Origin of the sequence: Bacteroides cellulosilyticus DSM 14838 (assembly GCF_000158035.1) — a bacterium.
Classification (GTDB): Bacteria; Bacteroidota; Bacteroidia; order Bacteroidales; family Bacteroidaceae; genus Bacteroides; species Bacteroides cellulosilyticus.
In genome coordinates this window covers 590,040-597,996 of the sequence record NZ_EQ973492.1, presented here as the reverse complement: position 1 = coordinate 597,996, position 7,957 = coordinate 590,040, and the positions used below count along the sequence as shown (strand labels likewise).

The following is a 7,957-nucleotide window of genomic DNA, read 5'->3' as shown; positions in this document are numbered from 1 at the left end:
TTAAGTTTTCATCTCATTACTACAGCAGTGGTGATAGCTGCCGGTTTTTTCTTTGGCATAACACGTACGGAATGGATAGTCATTATCTTATGTATTGGCGTGGTAATAGCCGCAGAATTGTTTAATACAGCCATTGAGAAATTGGTGGATCTGGTTTCTCCCGAGCGTCACCCCATTGCAGGGCAGGTAAAAGACATTGCCGCCGGAGCAGTGCTGGTGTGCGCTGTTGCGGCGGCAATTATCGGGATTATTATTTTTCTCCCGTATTTAAGTTAAGAGGGAGGGGAAAGGAGTTAGGATGAATCCGATAGATTGGCGGATTTACAAATTTCATCTTACTTTTTTCCTCTTATAATAAGGATACGTCAGCAAAAAGAAAAAAGCCAAAGCTACCAGAATTCCAATACCGATTACCTTATAAATCAACTGAAAATCAGTATATAGATAAACATCTGCAATACCGGTCCCATCTGCAAATTCAGAATACATTTCTCCATGATCCGATAGAAAACAACAAACTGCAAGACCAATCAGAATACCGGTTTCCATGGCCAAATGGCAAGTTGTATTCGCTGTTCCCCGTTGACAATGTTGCGAGAGCTTAACAAATATCTTCGTAAAAGGTATCGTAAGCACTACCAGAACAACGAGAAAAAACAGTGCAGCATAATCCCCTTGTTTGATTAACAATAATGCAATCCCGGGAATAAAAGCAATCAGTACCAAATTGAGGGCGGGAAGCCAACCCCGCAACAACAAAAAACGGTCAAGATTGCAATGCCCCACTCCTATCGGTGCACGGAAAGCTACATATACCCGCAATGCAAATAGAATACTGAATATACTGCATAATATAGAAAAATATGCCGTCATACTGAAACCTTTGAGCTGGAACATCCATATTCCCGCTGCCACTCCTACCAGCATACCCAAGCGGGCTGCCAGTGCAAAGCCCAGATTTCCGGCACTACGGCGCGAAGCAGTAGTGATATCGATGGCCACCGTAATGCCTGCCGTCGCAGCCAATCCGAATGCTCCACCCTGCACAGCAGCAAGCATCAGCAACCTCGGAAAAGTATCGACAAAGATATAGCCTAAAGTCGTTCCCAAAATCACAAATATGGAATAGACAAGTACACGTTTCCGCTTATACTCATCTCCCAGATATGCATGGAACGGCCCCACCAGGAACATCGCCGCTGCAAATACCAGAAACATGCTGCCAGCCTGCCCTGTGGAAATGCCCAATCGGGACATCATCACCGAGGGAAGCACCGGGAAAAGCATGTAGATGGATGCAAAAAGCAGGAAATTGGCAAAGCATATCCTCATAAAGCCCAGTGACCAAAGATTATCAGTATTGCTCTTTCTCATTCGGGAAATCTAAGTTCTTGACATCAGATACATAACGGCTGATAGCATCAGTCATCACAGTATGCAGATCGGCATAACGACGCAGGAAACGAGGACGGAAACCATTGTTCATTCCCAGCATATCCTGAATCACCAACACCTGGCCATCTACTCCACCACCGGCACCGATACCGATAATAGGAATGGTCAGTTCACTTGCCACACGTTCGGCTAAAGCGGCAGGGATTTTCTCCAGTACGATAGCAAAACAACCGGCTTCTTCCAGCATGTGAGCGTCACTGATCAGTTTTTCAGCTTCCGTATCATCTTTCGCACGAACCGTATAAGTACCGTATTTATTGATAGATTGCGGCATCAGTCCGAGATGTCCCATAATAGGAATACCGGCACTGAGGATACGTTTCACCGTACCTATAATTTCTTCACCACCCTCCAGTTTCAGAGCGTCTGCATGACTCTCTTTCATAATACGGATAGCCGAAGCAAGACCTTCCATCTCATTACCTTGGTAAGATCCAAAAGGCATATCTACTACCACCATAGCACGTTTCACACCACGAACTACGGATTTTGCATGATATATCATCTGGTCGAGGGTAATCGGAAGCGTAGTCACATTACCTGCCATCACATTACTGGCAGAATCGCCTACCAGGATTACATCCATGCCTGCACCGTCTACAATCTGTGCCATAGTATAGTCATAAGACGTCAACATAGATATCTTTTCGCCTCTCTGCTTCATCTCTACAAGGCGATGAGTAGTCACTTTTCGAGTGTCATCTGAAATATAACCAGCCATAATTTTAATTATTTAGTTATTGATTGCTTTTTCACCACAGATTACACAGATTGGCACAGAGCAATATCATCCTCAGCATATTATCTGTGTAAATCAGTGTAATCTGTGGTGAAATCGCCGCAAAGGTAATGCTTTTTCCCTTTACTTATGCAATTCTGTTAATTTATCGTAAGTGAACCCTTGGAAATCATCTAAAACATAATGACACAACGGAACTATTTCTTCGCGTGAATTGGTAGTGGCCAAACCTATTACTGTAGCTCCGGAAGCCATACCCGCTTTCAGTCCGTTGAAAGAGTCTTCGAAAACGTAAGTTGTTTCCGGTGTGGTGCCAAATACTTTCATGCCAAGCAAGAAGCAATCCGGTGCAGGTTTGGAAGCTGTGAACATTTCAGCCGTAAGAATACGGTCGAACATAGTTTTGATTTCGGGTTTGGCACGATATACAGCTTCCATCTTTTTATCATTGGAACTGGTGACCACAGCCATCTTTACACCATTGCGACGGAGATCGGCAATAAAAGATTCTACACCGGGAATAAATTCGAATGTCATTTCCTGCTCAAAGCGGTCGAGGCCGGCGGTAATTTCTTCCTGTTCTTTAATCATACCGGGAAAGAAGGTGTTATAGATATACACCAAAGTTTGTCCCTTTACGCGGCTTTCAAGGTCTTCCATACCCAAGTAATCTACTCCCATTTTGTGCCAGAAGATGCTATACTGCGTCTCTGTGTCGACAACGACACCGTCGAAGTCGAAAAGAACGGCGATGTTTTTTGTTTCAGTCATATAAACTTCCTTTTACCTTATAATGTTAATACCTTATCAATTACGATACAAAGGTCTGAATAATCCTTGAACAGAGCAAATAAATGAGTAACTTTGCTGCAAATACAGATACGCGGACGGCACGGACCAGAGCGGACGAACGCGGATTCATTACTTTCTTTAGATTAATAGTTATGGATAATAACCCTCACATATTAGGTACCGAACGTATAGGTAAACTGCTGCTACAATATTCTATACCCGCCATCATCGGTATGACGATTACTTCACTGTACAACATCATCGACAGCATTTTCATCGGTCACGGTGTGGGTGCAATGGGTATTGCCGGATTGGCCATTACTTTTCCGCTGATGAATCTTGTGGTAGCATTCTGTACATTGGTGTCGGCAGGTGGATCTACAATCTCATCCATCCGTTTGGGGCAGAAAGATTTGGATGGAGCTACCGAGGTATTGGGAAATACGCTGATGTTTTGTCTGATCAATGCTGTTGTTTTCGGCGGACTCGCCTTTTTGTTTCTGGATGAAATATTAAGGTTCTTCGGTGCCAGCCAGGATACACTGCCCTATGCCCGGGATTTCATGCAAATTATTCTTGCAGGAACACCTATTACTTACACGATGATCGGACTGAACAATATCATGCGTGCCACGGGATATCCTAAAAAGGCAATGTTGACTTCCATGGTAACCGTGGTTTGTAACATCATCCTTGCTCCTATCTTTATCTTCCATTTTGACTGGGGTATTCGTGGAGCTGCCACGGCAACCGTTATTTCGCAGTTTATCGGTATGGTGTGGGTAGTGAAACATTTCCTTGATAAAGACAGCTTTGTGCGCTTCCGTCCGGACTTCTGGAAACTAAAGAAGCGCATCATCAGCAGTATTTTTTCGATCGGAATGTCGCCTTTCTTGATGAATGTGTGCGCCTGCGTCATTGTGATTATCATCAACAACTCTCTGCAACGCCACGGAGGTGATATGGCCATCGGAGCTTACGGCATCATCAATCGCCTGCTCACTCTCTATATAATGATTGTATTAGGATTAACCATGGGTATGCAACCTATTGTGGGATATAATTTCGGGGCACAGAAGCATGACCGTGTGAAGCAAACCTTGAAACTGAGTATCCTGACCGGTGTGTGCATCACGAGCAGTGGTTTCCTCATTTGCGAGCTTTTCCCGCATGCAGTGTCCGCTATCTTCACAAACGATCAGGAACTGATTGACATTGCTTCACGCGGTGTTCGCATTTGTGTGCTGATGTTCCCGTTGGTGGGTGCACAGATTGTTATCGGTAACTTCTTCCAAAGTATCGGAAAGGCTAAAATCAGTATTTTCCTTTCACTTACCCGGCAACTCTTATATTTACTTCCCGGTCTGATCTTCTTCCCCCGCTTTATAGGATTGGATGGTATCTGGACCAGTATGCCAGTGGCTGACTTTTTCGCTTTCCTAACGGCACTTGTAGTGTTATGGACGTATATCCGAAAGAAAAACAAAGAGAGTATCGCGTAAGTAATTTGTACCACTCAAACAGGAGGTATAACCTTCAACAAAAAAGGGTGTAGCCCTAAGCACCAAAGGGCTACACCATCCTTATCAAAAGGTGTAGCCATCCGACCTGAAAGGCTACACCCTTTTTATTCTGCTTTATAGATAACTGTAGGCAAGGTTAAAGCATTAAATTACCTCTATTCGCTCTTGATGCTCTGTACTGGATTTTCATTGGCAATGCGCCAGGCTTTAAGAATCACCAGAAGTACAATAAGCACCAATAAGCCCACTGCCAGCAGAACAAACCACACCGGTGAAGGCAGTGTACTATCGGCAAACTGTTCCAGCCAGACACCGGAAACATACCAGGCAAAGCCGGTGCCGAGGATCACCGCACCAATAGCCACTTTTAGTATGTCCATTGCCAGTAAGCTAAGAATAGAAGGAGCTTCGGCACCATTCACCTTACGAATTGCAATTTCTTTGGAACGACGTTGAGTCTCATCGTTCACATAGCCAATAAGTCCCATGAGTACAATAAAGAAAATGCAAAGAGAAGTGATCCATACAGTATTACGGAAACGATACACATTGCTGTAATTTTCCCGTTGGATATCCATATAGGTTATAAACTCCAATGCAGCTTTCGGATATGCTTCTTTGACAAACTCATTCAGTCGCGCAAGATTTTCATCTACAGGTTCTTTTAAGCGGACGTTGTAAGAACCGTTACGTTTATCCGAAAGGATGAAAGCCGTACAAGTCTGTTCCATAAAAAAGCCCATATTACGCACATCTTCTACGATACCCACCACCGTAGGTTGGCTATCAAGACCCACCCATTGTGCATTGACTGGTAAGCGTTGTCCCAAGGCTTTATCTCCCCACTTCATCGTTTCCACCACTTTACGACCTATTAATGCTTCACCGATATGTTCAGGCCAGACACCTTCCACCAACTGCATACCTACTGTTTGCGGAAAGTCTTTCGCAACGTTCTGGAAGTGTAGCGGACAAAGGAAATTACCTTGAATATCTGTCAGCCCTGTAGTGCTGTAATGTGAAAGCAGCGAATTACTATTACGTGCTACAGACTCCACATAAGGTTGCCTGCGAATGTCATCTTCCACTCCTTGTCCGCTCAGATTTTCCGTGGTGCGCAACTGCCCCACCGCTAATCGCTCTGTACGAAAACCAACACTTCGTGTCATCAAATCATGATACTGCCAAATTGTAGTAACCAACACTCCCAGGATAAAAGATACGCCAATAAACTGTACGAACAACAACCCCCGTTTCCATGAACGCTTACTGTCAGTATATCTACGGAAAATCTGTGTTACAGGAATATTAGCAAACATTCTACCCGGTAAAACACCTGCGACTAAGAATAACAGAAGTACAGTCAGACCGGGAACCCACAGATTTTGCCAGGTAAAGAGTTCCGCAAGGCGGACATGCAACATATCCTCTATCCCTTCACGGAAAATATACATCAACACCAAACAGGCTATAATAGAAGTAGCAACTAGTATTCCTGTTTCCCACATGAACATACCCAACACATGCGTTCCGTCAGCACCACAACACTTATGTACTCCCACTGCTTTGGCACGACGGCTGAACGAAGCCACTGCAGCCAGCACATAATTCATGATAGAAACAAAGAAGATAGAAAAGCCCAGTACACCCAGTATTACCAGACGTCGTACATTGTCAGAAGAACTGAGATAGATATCCGACAATGGCAAGATGCTGAATTCCATTACATCCGTTCCTTCTTTAGTCTCGGTATAACGCTCTACGGCTTTCTGTATGCGATTATTCATCGCCTCTACGCTTTCAGGACTTTTCAGGCGGAAAAGAACGTTATAAATATCATTCGACTTCCATGTGCCACGTCCATAAATATATTCTTCAAGAGTAGGCAGTGAAATGACTGTGTTATGCGGATATACCGTATTGCCGGGAACATCCTGATAAATACCACGTACAGTGACATCCAGCATTTTACTCATGGAGAAAGTCTTTCCAACCGGCTCCTCGTCACCAAAAAGTTCGCGTGCTTTACTCTGTGAGAGAAAGACAGACAAAGGTGTAGCCAATTCGTGTGGGTCGCCACGTAATATTTCCAAGCCGATGGTCTGGAAAAAAAGCGTATCTGCAAACATGACCTGCATATCTTCCAGTTTCTTATCGTCAATATAGCAGTCGGGCTGATAGAAATTAACGGAAAGACTGGCAGATTCTATCAAATCCGGCAATGCCTCCCAAAGATCAGCGGCGGCAGGGCGAAAAGTGCTGTCGTCATAGTCTTTATCAGGAATTCCCTCCTTCACCCTACGGCAACGCATTAAAGCTACATTTTCCGGATCTTTATAAAAATTCTCATAACTCAATTCATAAGCTATTTGCGAGAAAAGCAAGATGCCTATCAGCAGCCCTAGTGTCAGGGACACCAGTTTAATGAAATTACTGCCCCGCCCACGAAGCAAAATCTGAACCGTATAATAAAGTTGTCTCATATCTTTCTTTTTTTACTCGCTTTTAATACTGTTTACCGGATTTTCGTTCGCTATCCGCCATGACTTCCAGATGACGCAAGCGAGGATAAGTAACAGGATAACTAATGCTATCAATATATATACCGGCCAGGAAAGCGGCACTTGTTCGGCAAACTGATCCATCCACATTCCATTGATATATGCTGCAGATATAATGCCGATAATAACAGCCGGAGCCGCTACATAAAGGACATCTATCGAAAGCAACTCCAATATTCCCAAAGATTCCCGCCCCATTCACCTTACGAATAGCGATTTCCTTGGAACGACGACGCACTTCGTCTGTAGTATAACCAATCAGGCCCATCAGCATGACAAAGAACATAGTCAATGCCGCCAATATCGTGGCGTTACTGAAGACACGAACCGGATTATACTTGTTCAAAATCTGATCTTCCATACTATAGAAGTCAACCGTCTTGTCAGGATAAGCCTCAGAGACGTCCTTGTTCAGACGACGTAAATTCTCGGCAAAGGGTTCTTTGAGACGTACATGAACAGTATTACCAAAGGTACGGGTATAGCCAAACATAATGACATCCTGTGGCTGATAGAAAGAGCCTATATGGAAATTCTTCAGCACACCTACTACTTTCAAATTTCGACCTTCGGCACGCAACGGATGATTCAGCGCTTTGTCTCCCCAACGCATCCGTTCCGCAAAAGCCTCATTCACGACTATTTCGTCCGATGCACGCGCCGGACGCCCTTCCTTCATCGTCATCCCCATCATCTTAAAGTAGTCTTCAAGTGCATAACTGAATCGGGTCGAGAAGAGCGATTGTCCACCCTCACCTTCAATCATTGAACCGCTATAGCTCCATACTGGGGTACTGACAGCAGAAGATACCTCCTCCACATAAGGCAGTCCGCGGAAGAATTGCAAGGCAGGACCACTCGCTTCTTCACCACCGAAATAAACATTT

At 44.3% G+C, this 7,957-nt stretch carries 6 protein-coding genes and 1 pseudogene; 2 read left to right on the top strand and 5 right to left on the bottom strand.

Annotation, left to right across the window (positions count from 1 at the left end):
- On the top strand, positions 1-276 hold a 276-nt coding region (locus BACCELL_RS26990), incomplete at its 5' end, for a diacylglycerol kinase family protein (protein ID WP_007213967.1).
- Between the two features lie 54 nt (positions 277-330).
- Here BACCELL_RS26990 and BACCELL_RS20515 read toward each other — a convergent pair.
- The 3 genes from BACCELL_RS20515 to BACCELL_RS20505 form a co-directional block, all read right to left on the bottom strand.
- Positions 331-1,374: an MFS transporter gene (locus BACCELL_RS20515; RefSeq protein WP_007213966.1), complete on the bottom strand. Its 1,044-nt coding sequence runs from the start codon at positions 1,372-1,374 to the stop codon at positions 331-333.
- Positions 1,355-2,176, bottom strand: coding sequence for a 3-methyl-2-oxobutanoate hydroxymethyltransferase (panB, locus tag BACCELL_RS20510; RefSeq protein ID WP_007213965.1), 822 nt, complete (start codon positions 2,174-2,176; stop codon positions 1,355-1,357). The genes BACCELL_RS20515 and panB overlap by 20 nt, the downstream gene beginning before the upstream one ends.
- Positions 2,177-2,317: 141 nt before the next feature.
- On the bottom strand, positions 2,318-2,965 hold the full coding sequence (locus tag BACCELL_RS20505; RefSeq protein WP_007213964.1) for an HAD family hydrolase: 648 nt from the start codon (positions 2,963-2,965) through the stop codon (positions 2,318-2,320).
- A gap of 173 nt (positions 2,966-3,138) precedes the next feature.
- Here BACCELL_RS20505 and BACCELL_RS20500 point away from each other — a divergent pair, with 173 nt between their 5' ends.
- Positions 3,139-4,488: an MATE family efflux transporter gene (locus tag BACCELL_RS20500; protein WP_022209294.1), complete on the top strand. Its 1,350-nt coding sequence runs from the start codon at positions 3,139-3,141 to the stop codon at positions 4,486-4,488.
- Between the two features lie 176 nt (positions 4,489-4,664).
- On the opposite strand, the gene BACCELL_RS20495 is transcribed toward BACCELL_RS20500, so the two are convergent.
- Together BACCELL_RS20495 and BACCELL_RS20490 are read right to left on the bottom strand one after the other, a co-directional pair.
- Positions 4,665-6,992, bottom strand: coding sequence for an ABC transporter permease (locus BACCELL_RS20495; protein ID WP_007213962.1), 2,328 nt, complete (start codon positions 6,990-6,992; stop codon positions 4,665-4,667).
- 12 nt (positions 6,993-7,004) lie between these two features.
- Positions 7,005-7,957: pseudogene (locus BACCELL_RS20490) on the bottom strand (ABC transporter permease); the annotation flags it as partial.

Excerpts from the sequence above, each read along its gene's own strand:
- panB (WP_007213965.1), bottom strand. The coding sequence starts at position 2,176 with ATGGCTGGTTATATTTCAGATGACACTCGAAAAGTGACTACTCATCGC.
- BACCELL_RS20515 (WP_007213966.1), bottom strand. The coding sequence starts at position 1,374 with ATGAGAAAGAGCAATACTGATAATCTTTGGTCACTGGGCTTTATGAGG.
- BACCELL_RS20495 (WP_007213962.1), bottom strand. The coding sequence starts at position 6,992 with ATGAGACAACTTTATTATACGGTTCAGATTTTGCTTCGTGGGCGGGGC.
- BACCELL_RS20500 (WP_022209294.1), top strand. The coding sequence starts at position 3,139 with ATGGATAATAACCCTCACATATTAGGTACCGAACGTATAGGTAAACTG.
- BACCELL_RS20505 (WP_007213964.1), bottom strand. The coding sequence starts at position 2,965 with ATGACTGAAACAAAAAACATCGCCGTTCTTTTCGACTTCGACGGTGTC.